Below are 17,913 nucleotides of genomic sequence, written 5' to 3'. Positions count from 1 at the left end.
GCCCCGGACCCGCGTGCGACACCAAGGTGGGGGACATGTTCGTCGCATGGAGAGATCTACGGTTCGCCAAGGGCCGCTTCGCCCTCATGGGCTCGGTCGTGCTGCTGATCACGCTGCTGGTCGGCCTGCTGTCGGGGCTCACTTCGGGACTTGCCCGGGAGAACATCTCGGGCGTCACCGGCCTGCCCGCCTCGCACCTGGCCTTCGCGGCGCCCGCCGGGGACCAGAAGGTGTCCTTCACCCAGTCCCAGCTGCCCGAGTCCGCCTGGAAGACGTGGCGGGCGCGGCCGGGGGTCGAGGCCGCCCAGCCGCTCGGCATCCGCACCACCAACGCCGTCGCGGGCGGGCGCACCGCCGCCGTCTCCGCCTTCGGCGTCGACCCGGCCGGCGGGCTCGCACCCGCCGGGGCGGGGCTCGGCCGGGGCCGGGTGGTCCTCACCGAGAAGGCGGCCAAGGAGCTCGGCGGGCTCACCGCCGGGGCCCGGGTCAGGGTCGGGACGCTGGAGCTGACCGTCGCCGCCGTCTCGGGCACGGCCGCCTACAGCCACACCCCGGTCGTCTGGACGGACCTGGCCGACTGGCAGCGCGTCGGCGGTCCCGGCACCTCCCCGGACACCGTCGCCACGGTCGTCGCCCTCGAAGGCTCCGGCGGCACGGACTGGGCGGCCGGCGACGCGGCGGCGGGCACCAAGACCCTGACCGTCGAGGAGGCCCTCGGCGCCATAGGGTCCTACCAGGCCGAGAACGGCTCGCTCCAGCTGATGCGCGGCTTCCTGTTCGCCATCTCCGCCCTGGTCATAGGGGCCTTCTTCACCGTCTGGACGATCCAGCGCAGCGGGGACATCGCGGTGCTGAAGGCGCTGGGCGCCTCCACCCCGTACCTGCTCAAGGACGCCCTCGGCCAGGCCGTGGTGATGCTGGCGATCGGCACCGGGGCCGGTACCGCGCTCGCGGCCGGCACCGGCGTCCTGATCAGCGGCGGTGACGTGCCCTTCGTCCTGGACCCCGCCACCGTGCTGGCCCCCGCCGCGATCATGATCGTGCTCGGCGTGCTGGGCGCGGCCCTGTCCATCCGGCGGATCACCGCCGTCGACCCGCTGACCGCCCTGGGGAGCGCCCGATGACCCTGCTCGTTGACGACGTGACGCTGACCTACCCCGACGGGGACGGCCGTCTCACCGCGCTCGACGCGGTGTCCCTGGAGGTGCCCGCGGGCTCCCTGACGGCGATCGTGGGGCCCTCGGGCTCCGGGAAGTCCAGCCTGCTGGCGGTGGCGGCCACCCTGGTCACCCCGGACTCCGGCCGGGTCGTGGTGGCCGGCCGGGACACCAGCCGGCTCGGGCCCGCCGAGAAGTCGGCGCTGCGCCGGGAGGAGATCGGCATCGTCTTCCAGCAGCCGAACCTGCTGGCCTCGCTGACCGCCGCCGAGCAGCTCCAGGTGATGGCCCACGTGTCGGGCCGCCCCTCCCGGCAGCTGCGCGGCCGCGCCCTGGAGCTGCTGGACGCGGTGGGCCTGGCCGACAAGGCCGGCAAGCGCCCGCACGAGCTGTCCGGCGGCCAGCGCCAGCGCGTGAACATCGCCCGGGCCCTGATGAACGAGCCGGCCGTGCTGCTGGTGGACGAGCCGACCAGTGCCCTCGACCACGAGCGGGGCGCGGCGGTCCTGGACCTGCTGGTCACCCTCACCCGGGAGCGGGCCACGGCCACGGTGCTGGTCACCCACGACCGCGCACACCTGGACCGGATGGACCGTACGGCCACCATGGCCGACGGCCGCCTCACGGCCGGCACCCCGGCCGTCCCGGCGGAACCGCCGTCCGCGTCCGTCCCGGCGGCCTGAGCGCCCGGACGGGCGGCGTACGACGAGAGCCCCGGCGTCCCTCCTCCTGCGAGGGGCGCCGGGGCTCTCGTCGTACTCGGGCCCTACGCCGGGGTCTGGCTCTGCAGGGCCACCGACAGTTCGGCGGCGACGCCCTGGAGGATCGGCACGAAGGACTCGGCCACGGCCTGCGTCACCCGGCCGGCGGGGCCGGAGATGGAGATCGCGGCGGCGGTCGGCGAGTCGGGCACCGACACGGCCAGGCAGCGGACTCCTATTTCCTGCTCGTTGTCGTCGACGGCGTAGCCCACGCGGCGGACCTGCTCCAGGGCCTCCAGGAAGCCCTCGGGGGTGGTGATGGTCTTCTCGGTCGCGGCGGGCATCCCGGTGCGCGCCAGCAGGGCGCGGACCTCCTCGGCCGGGGTGTGTGCGAGCAGGGCCTTGCCCACGCCGGTGGAGTGGGGCAGGACGCGGCGGCCGACCTCGGTGAACATGCGCATGGAGTGCTTGGACGGCACCTGGGCGACGTAGACGATCTCGTCGCCGTCGAGCAGGGCCATGTTCGCGGTCTCCCCGGTCTCCTCGACCAGACGGGCGAGGTAGGGGCGGGCCCAGGTGCCCAGCAGCCGCGACGCGGACTCGCCGAGGCGGATGAGACGGGGGCCGAGGGAGTAACGTCGGTTGGGCTGCTGCCGGACGTACCCGCAGGCGACGAGGGTGCGCATCAGGCGGTGGATGGTCGGCAGCGGCAGGCCGCTGGCGGCCGAGAGTTCGCTGAGGCCGACCTCGCCACCGGCATCGGCCATGCGTTCGAGCAGATCGAAGGCGCGCTCGAGGGACTGGACGCCACCGCCGCCGGCGGTGGGCTTGGCGGAAGCGTCGGTGGTGCTGGCGCTGGACGTCGGCACGGCGCGGTCCTTTCGGTGCTGGCAGGCAAGGAAGCAGCCTACCGGTCGGTCGACGTCGGCCCTAGAGCCGGGCCCTCGCCGTCCTCGCCGGTCAGAGGTGGTTTGTCCTGGTGGTGGACGTCCTCGGGAAGTTACCCGCCCGCCCCCCGGTGGTGGTAGCTACATTCTGGATAGCGAAATCTTAATTCCATCCTGTGGAAACATCCAATTGCGGTGAGAACGTGTCAGCAGTCCCTCCGGGCACTCTTGACTGGTCCCGGATCGGGGTGAAGACTCCGTCAACAGAACGTTGAATTTCGCTCTGTGGAAGTAGATGGGGAGGTTCCGGTGGCCGACGTGGCAGTGGAACTGGTACTGCGCTCGACGCGCGTCATCACCCCCGAGGGGACGCGCGCCGCCTCGGTGGCCGTCGCCGGCGGGAAGATCGCGGCCGTGCTGGCGCACGACGCCGAGGTGCCGGCCGGGGCCAGGCTGGAGGACTTCGGCGACGACGTCCTGCTCCCCGGTCTGGTGGACACCCACGTCCACGTCAACGACCCGGGCCGCACCGAGTGGGAGGGCTTCTGGACGGCCACCCGCGCCGCCGCGGCCGGTGGCATCACCACCATCCTCGACATGCCCCTGAACTCCCTGCCGCCGACCACCACGGTCGACAACCTCCGCGTCAAGCAGGAGGTCGCCCGGACCAAGGCGCACGTGGACGTCGGCTTCTGGGGCGGCGCCCTGCCGGACAACGTCAAGGACCTGGGCCCGCTGCACGACGCCGGCGTCTACGGCTTCAAGTGCTTCCTGTCGCCCTCCGGCGTGGACGAGTTCCCCCTGCTGGACCAGGAGCAGCTGGCCACCTCGCTCGCCGAGATCACCGGCTTCGGCGGCCTGCTGATCGTGCACGCCGAGGACCCGCACCACCTGGAGTCCGCCCCGCAGAACCCGGGCCCCAAGTACGCCGACTTCCTGGCCTCCCGCCCGCAGGACGCCGAGAACACCGCGATCCAGAACCTGATCGACCAGGCGAAGCGGCTGAACGCCCGCGTCCACGTCCTGCACCTGTCCTCCGCCTCCGCGCTGCCGCTGATCGCCGCGGCCAAGGCCGAGGGCGTGCAGATCACCGTCGAGTCCTGCCCGCACTTCCTCACCCTCACCGCCGAGGAAGTCCCGGACGGCGCCACCGAGTTCAAGTGCTGCCCGCCCATCCGCGAGGCCGCGAACCAGGACGTCCTGTGGGACGCGCTCGCCGACGGCACCATCGACTGCATCGTCTCCGACCACTCGCCCTCCACCGCGGACCTGAAGACCGGCGACTTCGCCACCGCGTGGGGCGGCATCTCCTCCCTCCAGCTGGGCCTGCCGGCCATCTGGACCGAGGCGCGCAAGCGCGGCCGCACCCTCGAAGAGGTCGCGCGCTGGATGTCCACCGCCCCGGCCGCCCTGGCGGGCCTGGCGCAGAAGGGGGCCATCGAGGCCGGCCGTGACGCCGACTTCGCCGTCCTGGCCCCCGAAGAGACCTTCACCGTGGACCCGGCCGAGCTGCACCACCGCAACCAGGTCACGGCGTACGCGGGCAGGACCCTGCACGGCGTCGTGAAGTCCACCTGGCTGCGCGGCACGCAGATCGCCGACCACGGCACCCCGACCGAGCCCACGGGCCTCCTCCTTGAAAGGCAGAACTGACAGTGGCGATCCCTTCCTTCACCGGTAACGCGAACCCGTACGGGGGCGGCGACCCGTACGCGGACTACCGCACCGCGGAGTTCCCCTTCACCCAGTACGCGAACCTCGCCGCCCGAGAGCTGGGCGCCGGTGTCATCGCCGCCAACGACGAGTTCTTCGCCGAGCGCGAGAACCTGCTGATCGCCGAGGCCGGCCACTTCGACCCCGAGCACTTCGGGCACAAGGGCAAGGTCATGGACGGCTGGGAGACCCGCCGCCGCCGCGGCATCTCCGCCGAGCAGCCCTGGCCGACCGCCGAGGACCACGACTACGCGCTGATCCGCCTCGGCGCCCCCGGCGTCATCCGCGGCATCGTCGTCGACACCGCCCACTTCCGCGGCAACATGCCGCAGGCCGTGTCCGTACAGGGCGCGTCCGTCGAGGGCTCCCCGACCGAGGCGGAGCTGCTCTCCGACGACGTCAAGTGGACCACCCTCGTCGAGCGCACCCCGGTCGGCGGCCACGCGGCCAACGGCTTCGAGGTGAACGTCGAGCAGCGCTTCACGCACCTGCGCCTGAACCAGCACCCGGACGGCGGCATCGCCCGCCTGCGCGTCTACGGCGAGGTGCGCCCCGACCCGAAGTGGCTCGCCGTGCTGGGCACCTTCGACGTCGTCGCCCTGGAGAACGGCGGCTCGGTCGAGGACGCGTCCAACCGCTTCTACTCCCCGCCGACCAACACCATCAACCCGGGCCGCTCCCGCAAGATGGACGACGGCTGGGAGACCGCCCGCCGCCGCGACAACGGCAACGACTGGATCCGCTACCAGCTCGTCGCCGAGTCCGAGATCCGCGCCGTGGAGATCGACACCGCCTACCTCAAGGGCAACTCGGCCGGCTGGGCCTCGCTGTCGGTCAAGACGGGCGAGGAGGGCGAGTGGACGGAGTTCCTGCCGCGCACCCGCCTGCAGCCCGACACCAACCACCGCTTCGTGCTGGACGCCCCGGCGGTCGGCACCCACGTGCGGATCGACATCTTCCCGGACGGCGGCTTCTCCCGCCTGCGCCTGTTCGGTTCGCTGACGGAGGCCGGCGCGGCCGCGCACGCCGCCCGTCACCAGGAGCTGGGCGGCTGACCCGTCCCGCCTCGTGACCCGCCCCGGGGGCCGACACCCCCGGGGCGGGTCAATGCGCCGATGGGGCGCACCACGTCCGTGGTGCGCCCCATCGTGCTTGCCGGGCCGCGCCGGGCACCCGGACCCGAGGGCTACGCGGCGTGGCCGCCGTCCACCGAGAACTCCGCCCCCGTGACGTACGCGGCCTCCGGCCCGGCGAGGAAGGACACCATGGCGGCCACCTCCTCGGGGGTGCCGTAGCGCCCGAGCGCCGTCATCGAGCGCTGCGCGTCCGCGTACGGGCCGTCGGCCGGGTTCATGTCCGTGTCCGTGGGCCCCGGGTGGACCAGGTTGGCGGTGATGCCGCGCCCGCCGAGCTCCCGGGCCAGGGACTTCGTCAGGCCCGTCATGGCCGCCTTGCTCATCGCGTACAGCGTGCCGCCCGGGCCGGGGACCCGGCCCACCATGCAGCTGCCGATGGTGACGATCCGTCCGCCGGAGCCCAGGTGCGCCGCCGCGGCCTGCGCGGCCAGGAAGGCGCCCCGGACGTTGACGCCCAGGACCAGGTCCACCTCGGCCGGGCCGAGCGTGCCGATCGGCCCGACCACCCCGGCGCCGGCGTTGTTGACCAGGACGTCGAGCCGCCCCAGCGCCCGTACGGTCTCCTCCACCGCCGTCCGCGGGCCGTCGGCGTCAGCCGCGTCGGCCCGCACCGCCAGGCCCCTGCGGCCCAGCGCCTCGATCCTGCCGACGACCTCGGCCGCGGCGTCGGCGCCGTTGACGTAGGTGAGCGCGACATCGAAGCCGTCCTCGGCCAGCCGCAGCGCGGTGGCCGCTCCGATGCCCCGGCTGCCGCCCGTCACCAGGGCCACCGTGTTGCCGTTCATGTCCGTCTCCCCGAACTCGGATGCATTTGGTTGCGGGTTCAATGAAATCCGCGTGGGTGCGGCGGCGCTGGCGGGAATCCGACCTGGCGTTCACGCGCGCCGCACCGATGAGTCCGGGCACCGGCGGGAGTCTGAGGAGGAGAAGCAGACGACACAAGGAGCGCCGCGCCATGGGCAAGCTGACCCTCACCACCTTCCTGACCCTCGACGGAGTGATGCAGGCCCCCGGCGGCCCCGACGAGGACCGCAGCGGCGGGTTCGCGTACGGCGGATGGCTCGTGCCCTTCGCCGACGAGGGCATGGGGGAGTTCGTGAACGAGCTCTTCGGGCGGGCCGGGGCCTTCCTCCTCGGCCGCCGGACGTACGAGATCTTCGCCTCGTACTGGCCGCTGCACGACGACCCGGCCGACCCGGTCCCGAACAAGCTCAACCGGCTGCCGAAGTACGTCGCCTCCACCACCCTCAAGGAGCCCGGATGGGGCCCGGCCACCGTGGTGGACGGGGAGCAGCTCCAGTCGGAGATCGTCCGGATCAAGGACGCCATGGACGGGGAGCTCCAGGTGCACGGCAGCGGACAGCTCGCCCAGTGGCTGCTCGCCCGCGACCTCGTCGACGAGCTGAACCTGCTGGTCTTCCCCGTCTTCCTCGGCGCGGGACGCCGGCTGTTCCCCACCGGCGGCCTGCCCACGGCCTTCGAGCTGACCGCCTCCCGCACCACCGGCAGCGGCACCGCCATCCACACCTACCGCCCCACCGGCCGCGCCTCCTTCGGCACCTTCGCGGACTGAACCCGGGGCGGGGGAGCGGGGCCCGCGCGGGCGGGGGATAACCGGTCGACCCGGAAGATCCACTCGGGTACGGTGAGCCCGCATCCGTGCGAGCCGCCGACGTCTCCACGCCCTCCACCCCGTCGGAGCCGCCCGGTGTCCACCCTCGCCGCCCCCGCCCCCGCGCTCGCCCCCCGCCGGGCCTGGCTCGCCGATCTGCCCGTGCTGCTGGTCGCCGTCGTCTGGGGCGGCAGCTACCTCGCCGCCAAGGGGATCACCACCGCGCACACCGTGATCGCGGTCCTCGTGCTGCGCTTCGCCCTGGTGCTGCCGGTCCTCGTGGCCGCCGGACGGCGGCGGCTGCGCGCGCTGCGCCCCGCCCAGGTGCGCGGCGCCGCGGTGCTGGGACTCGTACTCGGCGGGATCTTCCTGCTGGAGACCTACGGGGTGGTGCACACCTCCGCCACCAACGCCGGTCTGATCATCAGCCTCACCATGATCTTCACGCCGCTCGCCGAGTCCGCCGTGCGCCGCAGGAAGCCGTCGGCCGCCTTCCTCGGGGCCGCGGCCGTCTCGGTCGCCGGTGTCGTGCTGCTCACCCAGGGCGCCGGTTTCACCGCGCCCGGCCCCGGTGACCTGCTGATCCTCGGCGCGGCCCTGGCCCGCACCCTGCACGTCCTGCTGATGGCGCGGATCAAGGCCGTCCAGGACGCCGACCCGCTCTCCCTGACCACCGTCCAGCTGGGCGCCGCCGTACTGGTCTTCGCCCTGCTCGCGGCCGTTCCGGGGACCGGCGACGGGCCCTGGGCAGCGGCCGCGGACTTCGGCCCCGCCGAATGGGCCGGCCTCGCCTTCCTCTCCGTCTTCTGCACGCTCTTCGCCTTCTTCGTGCAGATGTGGGCCGTGCGCCGCACCTCCCCGTCCCGCGTCAGCCTGCTGCTGGGCACCGAACCGCTGTGGGCGGCCGCCGCCGGCATCGCGATCGGCGGCGAACACCTCGGCCCGGCCGGACTCGCCGGAGCCGCGCTCGTCCTCGCCGGCACCGCCTGGGGACGCCGCGCGGCACGCTGACCGGCCCGGCGGACCCGCCGGCTGCCCGATTGGCCGGTAAACGGCTCCTGCGGGCTTGATCATCCGGCCTACTGTGGCCGCATGTCCGCCGGCGCCCGCACCCTAAAGGTCCGGGAGCTCCTCCAGCCGTACGGGCCGGCGCTCCCGCCGGGAGCGTTCGCAGGCCTCGGCCACCCGGAACGCGGCGAGCGCCTGGATCCCGTCGCAGGGGTTGTCCCCCTCGCCGCGTACCAGCCGTACGAACGCCGCCAGCTCGGCCTCGTAGGCGGGGGCGAACCGCTCCAGGAACCCGGACCACGGCTTGCTCGCCGGGGGCGGCCCGTGCGGCTCCGTCGAGGCGATCGGCGTACGGTCGTCCAGCCCGGAGGAGACCTGGTCCAGCTCCCCGGCCAGCTCCATCCGCACGTCGTACCCGGCGCCGTTGCAGCGGGTCCCGGTACTGGTGACCAGCGTCCCGTCGTCCAGGGTGAGGACGGCCGCGGCCGTGTCGACGTCGCCCGCCTCCCGGAACCGGGCCGGACCCCCGTCGGCGCCGGTCGCGTACACCTCGGCCACCTCGCGCCCGGTCACCCAGCGGACCATGTCGAAGTCGTGCACCAGGCAGTCCCGGTACAGGCCCCCGGAGGCCGCGAGGTACTCCGCCGGGGGCGGGGCCGGGTCGGCGGTCATCGTGCGCACCGTGTGCAGCCGCCCCAGGGCACCCGAACGGACCAGCTCGCGCGCGGTCCGGCAGCCCGCGTCGAAGCGCCGCATGAAACCGACCTGGAGCAGCCCCCGGGCCGCTCCCACCTCGCGCAGCACGGCCAGGGTCCGGGCCAGGTCCGGGGCCAGCGGCTTCTCGCAGAACACCGGCAGCCCGCCGCGCACCGCCCGTACCACCAGGTCGGCGTGGCCCTCCGTCGCGCAGGCCACCACCACGGCGTCCACGCCCCAGGTGAAGACCTGGTCCACCGTCGGAGCGGCGGTGGCCCCCAGCCGGTCCGCGAGCCGCGCGGCCCGCCCGGGGTCGGCGTCGGCCAGCAGGAGCGAGCCGGCGTCCGGGTGGCGGGCCAGTGCGGCCGCGTGGAAGGAGCCGATCCGGCCCGTTCCGATCAGCCCGATGCGCATGCACTCAACGTGACCCCGTACGGGGGACCTGTCAATCTGCCCGGGCACGCCCCGATGACCCTTCATGGTCGACTGTGGCGGATACTGGGCGGCTGAAACCGTAATGACCGATTGATGACGGACGAGGGAAGGGCACGGGGACGTGGCTAGGGTTCGGACAGGGGTACGCGTCGTCGGCGCCGTGCTCGCGGCGGTACTGGGGGCCTCCCTCGCGGGCTGCAGCAGCACGGGCGGCAAGCGCGCCGAGGAACGGGCGAAGGCCGCGGAGGCGGGCCGGCCCGCCGTGTCCACGCCGCGCTGGACCTTCGCGATGGTCACCCACGCGGGCGACGGCGACACCTTCTGGGACATCGTGCAGAAGGGGGCCAAGGAGGCCGCCGCGAAGGACAACATCAACTTCGTCTACTCCCACGACGACCAGGCGCAGCAGCAGGCCCAGTTCGTGCAGAACGCCATCGACCAGAAGGTCGACGGGATCATCGTCAGCCTCGCCAAGCCCGAAGCCCTCAAGGACGTCATCGGCAAGGCCGTCAAGGCCGGCATCCCGGTGGTCACGGTCAACTCAGGCTCCGCCCAGTCCGCCGCGTACGGGGCGCTCACCCACATCGGGCAGGACGAGGAGATCGCCGGCGAGGCCGTCGGCGCCGAGCTGACCAGGCGCGGGAAGAAGAAGGCCGTCTGCGTCCTGCACGAGCAGGGCAACGTGGGCCACGAGCAGCGCTGCGCCGGGGCGAAGAAGACCTTCGGCGGCAGCATGGAGAACCTGTACGTCGAGGGCACCAACATGCCCTCCGTGCAGGCCGCCGTCCAGGCCAAGCTCCAGGCCGACCCCTCCGTCGACTCGATCGTGACCCTCGGTGCGCCCTTCGCCCCCACCGCCGTCAAGGCGAAGGACGCGGCGGGCAGCAAGGCCGAGGTCGACACCTTCGACCTCAACGAGTCCGTCGCCCGCGACCTGAAGTCCGGGGCGCTGGGCTTCGCCGTGGACCAGCAGCCCTACCTGCAGGGCTACGAGGCCGTGGACCTGCTGTGGCTCTACCGCTACAACGCGGACGTGCTCGGCGGCGGCCGCCCCGTGCTGACCGGGCCGCAGATCGTCACCGCGGCCGAGGCGGCCAAGCTGGAGGAGTACATCAAGCGGGGCAGCCGATGAGCGCCGCCGCCCCCGCGGCCGACGAACGGCTCGCGCCCACCTCGTACGTCCGGCGGCTGCTGGGCCGCCCCGAGCTGGGTGCGGTCGTCGGCGCCGCCGCCGTCTTCGTCTTCTTCTGCTTCGCCGCCGACAGCTTCCTGAAGCCCTCCAGCCTGAGCACGGTCCTGTACTCGGCCTCCACCATCGGCATCATGGCGGTCCCGGTCGCCCTGCTGATGATCGGCGGCGAGTTCGACCTGTCCGCCGGCGTCATGGTGACCACCTCGGCGCTGTTCAGCTCGATGTTCAGCTACCAGATGACCGCCAACGTCTGGGTCGGCGTCCTCGTCTCCCTGCTGGTCACCCTGGCCATCGGCTTCTTCAACGGGTTCATGCTGACCCGCACGAAACTGCCGAGCTTCATCATCACGCTCGGCACCTTCCTGATGCTGACCGGCCTGAACCTCGGCTTCACCAAGCTGATCAGCGGCTCGGTGTCCACCAAGACGATCGCCGACATGGAGGGCTTCTCCTCCGCGCGGGCCCTGTTCGCCTCGCAGTGGAACATCGGCTCGGTCACCCTCAAGGTCACCATCCTGTGGTGGCTGGTGCTGGTCGCCGTCGCCACCTGGATCCTGCTGCGCACCCGCGCCGGGAACTGGATCTTCGCCGTCGGCGGTGGTGCGGACGCGGCCCGCGCCACCGGCGTCCCGGTGGTCAAGACCAGGATCGGCCTCTACATGGGGGTCGCGCTGTGCGCCTGGATCTCCGGGCAGCACATCCTCTTCTCCTTCGACGTCGTCCAGTCCGGCGAGGGCGTCGGCAACGAGTTCCTCTACATCATCGCGGCCGTGATCGGCGGCTGTCTGATGACCGGCGGCTACGGCTCCGCGATCGGCTCGGCCGTCGGCGCCTTCATCTTCGGCATGACCAGCAACGGCATCGTCTACGCACAGTGGAACCCCGACTGGTTCAAGTTCTTCCTGGGCGCCATGCTGCTGCTCGCCACGCTGCTGAACGCATGGGTCCGCAAGCGGGCGGAGGCGCGGGCATGAGCACGCCACTGGTGAAGCTGACGGACGTCAGCAAGTACTACGGCAACATCCGCGCCCTCCAGGGCGTGTCCCTGGAGGTGTCGGCGGGCGAGATCACCTGCGTGCTCGGCGACAACGGCGCGGGCAAGTCCACCCTCATCAAGATCATCGCGGGCCTGCACCGGCACGACGCCGGCAGCTTCGAGATCGAGGGCGTCGAGACCGGGCTCGCCAACCCGCGCGCCGCCCTCGACCACGGCATCGCCACCGTCTACCAGGACCTGGCCGTCGTCCCCCTCATGCCGGTGTGGCGGAACTTCTTCCTCGGCTCGGAACCGACGAAGGGCCGCGGCCCCTTCCGCCGCCTCGACGTCGGCTTCATGCGCGAGACCACCCGCACCGAGCTGCTGCGCATGGGCATCGACCTGCGCGACGTCGACCAGCCCATCGGCACCCTCTCCGGCGGCGAGCGGCAGTGCGTGGCCATCGCCCGCGCCGTGTACTTCGGCGCGAAGGTCCTCGTCCTGGACGAGCCCACCGCGGCCCTCGGCGTCAAGCAGTCCGGCGTGGTCCTCAAGTACGTCGCCGCTGCCCGCGACGCGGGCCTCGGAGTGGTCCTCATCACCCACAACCCGCACCACGCGTACCTGGTCGGGAACCGCTTCGTGCTCCTCAAGCGGGGCGCCATGGCGGGCAGTCACACCCGCGACTCGATCACCCTGGACGAGCTCACCCGGCAGATGGCGGGCGGCTCGGAGCTGGAGGAGCTGAGCCACGAGCTGGAGCGGGTGGCAGAATCAGGGGCGACCACCCCATCCGATCCGGCCACCGACAGGGACGAAACGACTCGATGAGCACGTACCGGGACTTCACGCTCGCCCACCGGGGGGCGGCGCGAGGCACGGTCCTGCGGACCGTCGGGACCCGTGAGCGCCGCTCCCTGCGCACCGCCCCGCGCGTCCCGACCGTGGGCATCGACATCGGCGGCACCAAGGTCATGGCGGGCGTGGTCGACGCCGACGGGGTCATCCTGGAGAAGATCCGCACCGAGACCCCGGACAAGTCCAAGAGCCCCAAGGTCGTCGAGGACACCATCGTCGAGCTGGTGCTCGACCTGTCCGACCGGCACGACGTGCACGCCGTGGGCATCGGCGCCGCCGGCTGGGTCGACGCCGACCGCTCCCGCGTCCTGTTCGCCCCGCACCTGGCCTGGCGCGACGAGCCGCTGCGCGACGCCCTCCAGTCCCGGCTCGCGGTCCCGGTCATGGTGGACAACGACGCCAACACCGCCGCCTGGGCCGAATGGCGCTTCGGCGCCGGCCGCGGCGAGGACCACCTCGTCATGATCACCCTGGGCACCGGCATCGGCGGGGCCATCCTGGAGGACGGCCAGGTCAAACGCGGCCGCTTCGGGGTGGCCGGCGAGTTCGGCCACATGCAGGTCGTCCCCGGCGGACACCGCTGCCCCTGCGGCAACCGCGGCTGCTGGGAGCAGTACAGCTCAGGCAACGCCCTGGTCCGCGAGGCCCGCGAGCTGGCCGCCGCCGACTCGCCGGTCGCGTACAACATCATCGCCAGGGTCGGCGGCAACGTCCACGAGATCACCGGCCCCCTCATCACCGAGCTGGCCCGCGAGGGCGACGCCATGTGCGTCGAGCTCCTCCAGGACATCGGCCAGTGGCTCGGCGTCGGCATCGCCAACCTCGCCGCCGCCCTGGACCCGTCCTGCTTCGTCATCGGCGGCGGCGTCAGCGCGGCCGACGACCTGCTGATCGGCCCCGCCCGGGACGCCTTCCGCCGCCACCTCACCGGCCGCGGCTACCGCCCCGAGGCCCGCATCGCCAAGGCCCAGCTCGGCCCCGAGGCCGGCATGGTCGGCGCCGCCGACCTCGCCCGGCTCGTCGCCCGCCGCTTCCGCCGCGCCACCCGCCGGCGCGTCGAGCGGCACGAGCGCTACGCGCAGCTGGGCCGGCGCGGCGCCGCGGGCCCCACGGACCCCAAGGATCAGGAACAGCAGTGACACCGCCCTCCCTGCCCCGCCAGGCCTCCTCGCCCGAAGCGGGCGGTACGCAGCCGCCCACCGCCGAGGAACGCGAGGACCGCCGGCACACCGTACGGCGGCGCTGGGTCACCGCGATCATCATCGTGCTGCTCATCGGGGTCCCGGCGGGCTACCTGTTCGTCTCGGCGCAGCAGAGCCGCCAGAGCGGCAGGGACAAGGCCGCCCGGGTGGGCGCGGTCAAGGTGCGCACCGACTGGCCCTCCAAGGTGCAGCGCAGCATCTACGAGGTGCCGATCCCGCTGATGGCCTCCCACGTCGGCTACCTGGAGACCAACAACTGGCACACCAGCCGGCTGTACGTGCAGTTCCAGGTGACCACCGCGGAACTGGACACCTTCCTGGCCGGCGTCGGCACGAGCAGGGACGCCCTGACCCCCGGGGTGTCGGTATCCGACCGCGACGCCAAGGTGGCCGGCTGGAGCTGGAGCCCGAAGCACCAGTGGTCCGGGGTCACCCTGGAGGCCGGGGACCCGCGTCCCACCCGCGACGTCACCGTCGACTTCACCAACCCGTCGGCCCCCCGCGTCTACGTGGTCTCCACCACCGTGCCGTAGCCCGGGCACGGCCTATGGTGGGATCATGAAGCTCACCAAACGGCTGCACTCCTGCGTCCAGTTGGAGAAGGACGGGCGCGTGCTCGTCATCGACCCGGGCGCCTTCAGCGAACCGGACGCGGGCCTCGGGGCGGACGCCCTGCTGGTCACCCACGAGCACCCCGACCACTTCGACGAGGGCCGGCTGCGGGCGGCGCTCGACGCCAACCCGGCCGCGGCCCTGTGGACCCTGCGGAGCGTCGCGGACCGGATGGCCGCCGCCTACCCGGGCCGGGTGCACACCGTGGGCCACGGGGAGGCCTTCACCGCCGCCGGCTTCGAGGTACAGGTCCACGGCGAGCTGCACGCCGTGATCCACCCCGACGTCCCGCGGGTCACGAACGTCGGCTACCTCGTGGAGGGCTCCCTCTTCCACCCCGGGGACGCGCTGACCGTGCCCGGCGTCCCGGTCGAGACGCTGATGCTGCCGGTCCACGCGCCGTGGAACAAGGTCGGCGAGGTGATCGACTACGTCCGCGAGGTCAAGCCGGCCCGGGCCATCGACATCCACGACGCCTACCTCGCCGACATCGCCCGGCCGATCTACGACTTCGCCCTCGACAACTTCGGCGGCGCCCCGCACAGCCGCCTCGCCGCAGGTGAGAGCGCCGCGCTCTGAGTGTCGGTGCCGGGCGGTAGGTTGGTGTGCATGCGTATCGCCACGTACAACGTCAACTCGATCACCGCCCGGCTGCCGCGCCTGCTGGCCTGGCTGGAGAGCTCCGGCACGGATGTGCTGTGCATCCAGGAGACCAAGTGCTCCGCGGAGCAGTTCCCCGCCGCCGAGCTGCGCGAGCTGGGCTACGAGTCGGTCGTCAACGCCACCGGCCGGTGGAACGGCGTGGCCCTGCTCTCCCGCGTCGGGCTGGAGGACGTCGTCGTGGGGCTGCCCGGCGGCCCCGACTACGAGGGCGTCCAGGAGCCCCGCGCCATCTCCGCCACCTGCGGCGGGGTGCGCGTCTGGTCCGTGTACGTGCCCAACGGCCGCGAGGTCGAGCACGACCACTACGGCTACAAGCTGAACTGGTTCGGCGCCCTGACCACCGCCATCGCCGAGGACGCGGCCGGCACCCGCCCCTTCGCCGTCCTCGGCGACTTCAACGTGGCGCCGACCGACGAGGACGTGTACGACCCGGCCGTCTTCGAGGGCCTCACGCACGTGACCCCCGCCGAGCGGGCCGCCCTGGAGGCCCTGCGCGCCGCCGGGCTCGCCGACGTCATGCCGCGCGCGCTCAAGTACGACCGCCCGTACACCTTCTGGGACTACCGCCAGCTCGCCTTCCCCAAGAACCGGGGCATGCGCATCGACCTGGTCTACGGGAACGAGCCCTTCGCGAAGGCGGTCAAGGACGCCTACGTGGACCGCGAGGAGCGCAAGGGGAAGGGCGCCTCCGACCACGCCCCGGTCGTCGTCGACCTGGACGTCTAGAAGACGCGCGGATCGGGGCGCGCCCTGTGGCCAGCCGGGGATCCTGGTGCCAGGCTGGTCGGTATGAACATCCCTTTCCTGGCCAACTGGCGGAACCGGCACGAAACGGAACAGGGTGCGGGGCTCGCCGCCGCCCTCGCGGATGATCCCGAGGGCGTCGCCGAGCTGTTCTCGGAGTGCGAGATGCTGCGGTCCCAGGCGAGGGCGGCCGGGCTGGAACTCGACCAGACCCCGGCCTCGTTGGAGGCCCTGGACCAGCTGATGCCGCGCTGGCGCCGGGATCCCGAGGCCGTGCCCTGGCTGGGCAACGACGCGGGCTTCTACCTCGGGACCGTGATCGTGCGCAGCCTCCCGGGGGCCGGCTGGCAGGTCTGGCCCAACGGCCAGCCGGTGATCCGGCTCGCGTCCGGGCGGGAGCTCAACGTGATCGAGTCGGGGCTGTCCTGGGCGATGACCGGCTCCCCGGAACTGAGCCAGGCCTACGCCGAGGCCTCCGAGGGCTGAATGAAGGGCCTCCCAGGGTGTCGAGGGTCTCCAAGGGCCGCCAAACATCAATGTACGCCAATGTACTTTATGTACCTTTTTGGCGTGTCGAGGTGAAGTCCCCCCGACGGCTGGATAGTTTGCGCTGACCTCGACACACCGACAAGTGGGCAGGGCAGCGTATGGCCGTCGATCCGTTGATCGAGCTGCGGGACGTCAACAAGCACTACGGGACGTTGCACGTCCTCCAGGACATCAACCTCACCGTGGGCCGCGGGGAGGTGGTGGTGATCATCGGGCCGTCCGGGTCCGGCAAGTCCACCCTCTGCCGCACGATCAACCGGCTGGAGACCATCGAGTCCGGCACGATCACCCTCGACGGCCACCCCCTGCCCGCCGAGGGCAAGGAGCTGGCGGGCCTGCGCGCCGAAGTCGGCATGGTCTTCCAGTCCTTCAACCTCTTCGCGCACAAGACCGTCCTCGCCAACGTCTCGCTCGCCCAGATCAAGGTGAGGAAGCGGAAGAAGGAGGAGGCCGACAAGCGCTCCCGGGAGCTCCTGGAGCGGGTGGGCCTGGCCAGTCAGGCGGACAAGTTCCCCGCCCAGCTCTCCGGCGGCCAGCAGCAGCGCGTGGCCATCGCCCGCGCCCTCGCCATGAACCCCAAGGCGCTCCTCTTCGACGAGCCCACCTCCGCCCTCGACCCCGAGATGATCAACGAGGTGCTGGAGGTCATGCAGCAGCTGGCCCGCGACGGGATGACCATGGTCGTGGTCACCCACGAGATGGGCTTCGCCCGCTCCGCCGCGAACCGCGTCGTCTTCATGGCCGACGGCCGGATCATCGAGGACCGCACCCCGGAGGCCTTCTTCACCGCCCCCGAGAGCGACCGCGCCCGGGACTTCCTCTCCAAGATCCTCAAGCACTGAGGGGCGGCCCGATGAAGCACACCCTGCGCGCACTCGCGCTGGCCGCGCTGCTCCTCGCGGCCACCGCCTGCGGCAAGTCCGGCAGCCCCCCGGTCAAGGGCCCCCAGCCCGAGGACCTGCCCGTCTACAAGGTCGACACCGGCTTCTCCCTGCCCCAGTCGCGCACCTGGGAGAAGGCGAAGAAGCGCGGCCGCCTCGTCGTCGGCGTCAAGGAGGACCAGCCGTACATGGGGGAGAAGGACCCCGCGAGCGGCCGCTACTCCGGCTTCGACATCGAGATCGCCAAGATGATGGCGGCCTCGCTCGGCTTCGACCCCAAGACCATCGAGTTCAAGACCATCGCCTCCGCCAACCGCGAGACCGCCCTGCAGAACGGCCAGATCGACTACTACGTGGGCACGTACACGATCAACGACAACCGCAAGAAGCAGGTCGGCTTCGCGGGCCCCTACTTCATGGCCGGCCAGTCCCTGCTCGTCCGCAGGAACGAGAAGGACATCAAGGGCCCCGAGGACCTCGACGGCAAGAAGGTCTGCTCCGCCGCCGGCTCCACCCCCTACCAGCGGCTCCAGAAGGAGTTCCCCAAGGCCGTGCTCGTCGCCTACGACACCTACTCGGTCTGCGTGGACAACCTGCTGACCTACCAGGTCGACGCCGTCTCCACCGACGACTCCATCCTCCTCGGCTACGCCGCCAAGGTCCCCGAGGAGCTCAAGGTCGTCGGCAAGCCCTTCTCGAAGGAGCCCTACGGCATCGGCGTCCCCCGCGGCGACAACGCCCTGCGCCTCGCCCTCGACGACGCGCTGGAGGCCGACGAGAAGAACGGCGACTGGAAGAAGGCCTACGAGGCCACCCTCGGCCTCTCCGGCCAGCCCGCCCCGAAGCCGCCCGCCATCGACCGCTACCCGGCGGGCTGAAGGGAGAGCGCAC

Annotated in this window: 19 protein-coding genes; 16 read left to right on the top strand and 3 right to left on the bottom strand. The window is 72.2% G+C overall.

Features of this window, described 5'->3' with window-relative positions; translation table 11 throughout:
• Positions 1-35: 35 nt before the first annotated feature.
• Positions 36-1,124: an ABC transporter permease gene (locus tag AC07A6_RS24675; protein ID WP_478778527.1), complete on the top strand. Its 1,089-nt coding sequence runs from the start codon at positions 36-38 to the stop codon at positions 1,122-1,124.
• Positions 1,121-1,840, top strand: a complete 720-nt coding sequence (locus AC07A6_RS24670) for an ABC transporter ATP-binding protein (protein ID WP_478778526.1) — start codon at positions 1,121-1,123, stop codon at positions 1,838-1,840. The genes AC07A6_RS24675 and AC07A6_RS24670 overlap by 4 nt, the downstream gene beginning before the upstream one ends.
• Before the next feature lie 83 nt (positions 1,841-1,923).
• On the opposite strand, the gene AC07A6_RS24665 is transcribed toward AC07A6_RS24670, so the two are convergent.
• Positions 1,924-2,727, bottom strand: a complete 804-nt coding sequence (locus AC07A6_RS24665; protein ID WP_362464461.1) for an IclR family transcriptional regulator — start codon at positions 2,725-2,727, stop codon at positions 1,924-1,926.
• A 336-nt stretch (positions 2,728-3,063) separates the two neighbouring features.
• Here AC07A6_RS24665 and allB point away from each other — a divergent pair, with 336 nt between their 5' ends.
• Entirely contained in the window at positions 3,064-4,398 is a 1,335-nt protein-coding gene (gene allB / locus AC07A6_RS24660) for an allantoinase AllB (RefSeq protein ID WP_386271088.1), read from the top strand.
• 2 nt (positions 4,399-4,400) lie between these two features.
• Complete coding sequence (alc, locus tag AC07A6_RS24655) at positions 4,401-5,513, top strand: allantoicase (protein ID WP_362464455.1); 1,113 nt, start codon at positions 4,401-4,403, stop codon at positions 5,511-5,513.
• 131 nt (positions 5,514-5,644) lie between these two features.
• On the opposite strand, the gene AC07A6_RS24650 is transcribed toward alc, so the two are convergent.
• On the bottom strand, positions 5,645-6,379 hold the full coding sequence (locus AC07A6_RS24650) for an SDR family NAD(P)-dependent oxidoreductase (RefSeq protein WP_478778525.1): 735 nt from the start codon (positions 6,377-6,379) through the stop codon (positions 5,645-5,647).
• 170 nt (positions 6,380-6,549) lie between these two features.
• Between AC07A6_RS24650 and AC07A6_RS24645 the strand changes: the two genes are divergently transcribed.
• Both AC07A6_RS24645 and AC07A6_RS24640 read left to right on the top strand, forming a co-directional pair.
• The gene (locus AC07A6_RS24645) at positions 6,550-7,167 is read left to right on the top strand and encodes a dihydrofolate reductase family protein (protein WP_362464450.1); all 618 of its coding nucleotides are present in this window, start codon (positions 6,550-6,552) and stop codon (positions 7,165-7,167) included.
• Positions 7,168-7,302: 135 nt separating this feature from the next.
• Positions 7,303-8,217: a DMT family transporter gene (locus AC07A6_RS24640; protein ID WP_478778524.1), complete on the top strand. Its 915-nt coding sequence runs from the start codon at positions 7,303-7,305 to the stop codon at positions 8,215-8,217.
• A gap of 102 nt (positions 8,218-8,319) precedes the next feature.
• On the opposite strand, the gene AC07A6_RS24635 is transcribed toward AC07A6_RS24640, so the two are convergent.
• Positions 8,320-9,324, bottom strand: coding sequence for a Gfo/Idh/MocA family protein (locus tag AC07A6_RS24635; RefSeq protein ID WP_386271066.1), 1,005 nt, complete (start codon positions 9,322-9,324; stop codon positions 8,320-8,322).
• A 142-nt stretch (positions 9,325-9,466) separates the two neighbouring features.
• Here AC07A6_RS24635 and AC07A6_RS24630 point away from each other — a divergent pair, with 142 nt between their 5' ends.
• From AC07A6_RS24630 to AC07A6_RS24585, 10 genes are all read left to right on the top strand, one after another.
• On the top strand, positions 9,467-10,477 hold the full coding sequence (locus AC07A6_RS24630) for a sugar ABC transporter substrate-binding protein (protein ID WP_362464442.1): 1,011 nt from the start codon (positions 9,467-9,469) through the stop codon (positions 10,475-10,477).
• Complete coding sequence (locus AC07A6_RS24625; RefSeq protein WP_362464439.1) at positions 10,474-11,511, top strand: ABC transporter permease; 1,038 nt, start codon at positions 10,474-10,476, stop codon at positions 11,509-11,511. The genes AC07A6_RS24630 and AC07A6_RS24625 overlap by 4 nt, the downstream gene beginning before the upstream one ends.
• Positions 11,508-12,344: an ATP-binding cassette domain-containing protein gene (locus AC07A6_RS24620; protein ID WP_386271067.1), complete on the top strand. Its 837-nt coding sequence runs from the start codon at positions 11,508-11,510 to the stop codon at positions 12,342-12,344. Before AC07A6_RS24625 ends, AC07A6_RS24620 begins: the two co-directional genes overlap by 4 nt.
• A complete protein-coding gene (locus AC07A6_RS24615; RefSeq protein WP_362464434.1) occupies positions 12,341-13,510 on the top strand; it encodes an ROK family glucokinase in 1,170 nt (389 codons plus the stop codon). Before AC07A6_RS24620 ends, AC07A6_RS24615 begins: the two co-directional genes overlap by 4 nt.
• Positions 13,507-14,106, top strand: coding sequence for a hypothetical protein (locus AC07A6_RS24610; protein ID WP_362464430.1), 600 nt, complete (start codon positions 13,507-13,509; stop codon positions 14,104-14,106). The genes AC07A6_RS24615 and AC07A6_RS24610 overlap by 4 nt, the downstream gene beginning before the upstream one ends.
• Positions 14,107-14,131: 25 nt before the next feature.
• A complete protein-coding gene (locus tag AC07A6_RS24605; protein WP_478778523.1) occupies positions 14,132-14,764 on the top strand; it encodes an MBL fold metallo-hydrolase in 633 nt (210 codons plus the stop codon).
• Positions 14,765-14,794: 30 nt separating this feature from the next.
• Positions 14,795-15,574 (top strand): exodeoxyribonuclease III, encoded by a 780-nt coding sequence (locus tag AC07A6_RS24600; RefSeq protein ID WP_362464424.1) that lies wholly within the window; start codon positions 14,795-14,797, stop codon positions 15,572-15,574.
• 63 nt (positions 15,575-15,637) lie between these two features.
• Entirely contained in the window at positions 15,638-16,078 is a 441-nt protein-coding gene (locus AC07A6_RS24595) for a DUF6278 family protein (protein WP_362464421.1), read from the top strand.
• Positions 16,079-16,239: 161 nt separating this feature from the next.
• Positions 16,240-16,983: an amino acid ABC transporter ATP-binding protein gene (locus tag AC07A6_RS24590; RefSeq protein ID WP_362464418.1), complete on the top strand. Its 744-nt coding sequence runs from the start codon at positions 16,240-16,242 to the stop codon at positions 16,981-16,983.
• A gap of 11 nt (positions 16,984-16,994) precedes the next feature.
• Complete coding sequence (locus AC07A6_RS24585) at positions 16,995-17,900, top strand: glutamate ABC transporter substrate-binding protein (RefSeq protein ID WP_362464415.1); 906 nt, start codon at positions 16,995-16,997, stop codon at positions 17,898-17,900.
• Positions 17,901-17,913: the final 13 nt, after the last annotated feature.

The sequence above is a fragment of the Streptomyces sp. NPDC044002 genome (assembly GCF_056434525.1).
The sequence above is the reverse complement of the archived record's forward strand: the minus strand, read 5'-3'. Positions and strand labels throughout refer to the sequence as shown.

Excerpts from the sequence above, each read along its gene's own strand:
- AC07A6_RS24605 (WP_478778523.1), top strand. The coding sequence starts at position 14,132 with ATGAAGCTCACCAAACGGCTGCACTCCTGCGTCCAGTTGGAGAAGGAC.
- AC07A6_RS24670 (WP_478778526.1), top strand. The coding sequence starts at position 1,121 with ATGACCCTGCTCGTTGACGACGTGACGCTGACCTACCCCGACGGGGAC.
- AC07A6_RS24600 (WP_362464424.1), top strand. The coding sequence starts at position 14,795 with ATGCGTATCGCCACGTACAACGTCAACTCGATCACCGCCCGGCTGCCG.
- AC07A6_RS24625 (WP_362464439.1), top strand. The coding sequence starts at position 10,474 with ATGAGCGCCGCCGCCCCCGCGGCCGACGAACGGCTCGCGCCCACCTCG.
- AC07A6_RS24620 (WP_386271067.1), top strand. The coding sequence starts at position 11,508 with ATGAGCACGCCACTGGTGAAGCTGACGGACGTCAGCAAGTACTACGGC.
- AC07A6_RS24590 (WP_362464418.1), top strand. The coding sequence starts at position 16,240 with ATGGCCGTCGATCCGTTGATCGAGCTGCGGGACGTCAACAAGCACTAC.
- AC07A6_RS24650 (WP_478778525.1), bottom strand. The coding sequence starts at position 6,379 with ATGAACGGCAACACGGTGGCCCTGGTGACGGGCGGCAGCCGGGGCATC.
- AC07A6_RS24635 (WP_386271066.1), bottom strand. The coding sequence starts at position 9,324 with ATGCGCATCGGGCTGATCGGAACGGGCCGGATCGGCTCCTTCCACGCG.
- AC07A6_RS24585 (WP_362464415.1), top strand. The coding sequence starts at position 16,995 with ATGAAGCACACCCTGCGCGCACTCGCGCTGGCCGCGCTGCTCCTCGCG.
- AC07A6_RS24615 (WP_362464434.1), top strand. The coding sequence starts at position 12,341 with ATGAGCACGTACCGGGACTTCACGCTCGCCCACCGGGGGGCGGCGCGA.
- AC07A6_RS24645 (WP_362464450.1), top strand. The coding sequence starts at position 6,550 with ATGGGCAAGCTGACCCTCACCACCTTCCTGACCCTCGACGGAGTGATG.
- AC07A6_RS24595 (WP_362464421.1), top strand. The coding sequence starts at position 15,638 with ATGAACATCCCTTTCCTGGCCAACTGGCGGAACCGGCACGAAACGGAA.
- AC07A6_RS24675 (WP_478778527.1), top strand. The coding sequence starts at position 36 with ATGTTCGTCGCATGGAGAGATCTACGGTTCGCCAAGGGCCGCTTCGCC.